Here is a 1022-nt window from a genome sequence, read left to right as displayed (position 1 = left end):
CCCGTTTGGCAAAGGTGGCACTAATGCGTACGCCTATTGCAAAGATCCTGTTAACTTCGGCGATCCGTCAGGGCACGTTATAAAAGAGTTTTTACGACGTTTAAAGTTGATAGCGCCTTCCGAGATAAAAACAGAAAAACTGATTAAAGTTCATACCTCGCAAACTCAAACTTATGGCCCTCTCCTGAAGCACTATCAAGTCGCCGCCGAAGACGTCAGTATTTTTTTGAAAAAAGGCAATGAACACATGTTAATAGGCAGACACGCCAATCTAAGGAAGCGTCAACAGGCTGTATTAAATGAAATGCTAAAAGCCCAAAGCTCACTCAACTCACAGACTGTTCAAAAAACAACTTTGATCAGCAATGATCTGGGAATCGAAATGTTCAACATTCAACACGCAAATCAGAAAAGTATCGAAGCGATCGGCAATCTTGATGCGATACGAGAAGGGCTCAGGTACTTTCAGGAAACCCATCAAATCAGGCACCAACTCATTTCTTTTCGACTGATCAGAGAAGGTCGGAAGTCATTGTTGCCAGAACAAAATCGACATTACTGGGACCGTTATTTCGGCACCAATGCACCGTAAGCTGTTTAAACATCTAGGCCTCCTAGGCATGGTGACCAATGACTTATTACTACGATCCGCTAGACAGACTGTCCGGGGTCGATGGGATACGCCGCTTTTATATCCAGCAACGTATCGCGACTGAGATAGAGGGCCCGGCTCACCGTTGTTTTTTTGAGTCATTGACTCAGCCATTGGCTCAGCGCAAACCGGATGATGACACGCCCTCGACACTGCTGATGGCTGACCAGCATTCTTGCGTTCTGTTAAGTCTCAATACCGAAGGGCCACAACCGTATTCCTACACCGTGTACGGGCATCGGCCCATATCGATGAACCAACAGATTGTGCAGGGATTTAATGGCGAGCGAGCCGACTCCACCACCGGGCACTATTTACTGGGCCAAGGGTATCGGGCATTTAATCCGGTATTGATGCGCTTCAACAGCCC

At 47.0% G+C, this 1022-nt stretch carries 2 pseudogenes; both read left to right on the top strand.

From position 1 onward, the window contains the following. Nucleotides 1–592 (top strand): annotated as a pseudogene (locus B347_RS26895) (hypothetical protein); the annotation flags it as partial. Between the two features lie 38 nt (nt 593–630). Beyond that, nucleotides 631–1022 (top strand): annotated as a pseudogene (locus B347_RS0109335) (RHS repeat-associated core domain-containing protein); the annotation flags it as partial.

Origin of the sequence: Pseudomonas psychrophila HA-4, assembly GCF_000282975.1 — a bacterium.
Classification (GTDB): Bacteria; Pseudomonadota; Gammaproteobacteria; order Pseudomonadales; family Pseudomonadaceae; genus Aquipseudomonas; species Aquipseudomonas psychrophila_A.
This window is presented reverse-complemented; position numbering and strand designations above follow the sequence as displayed.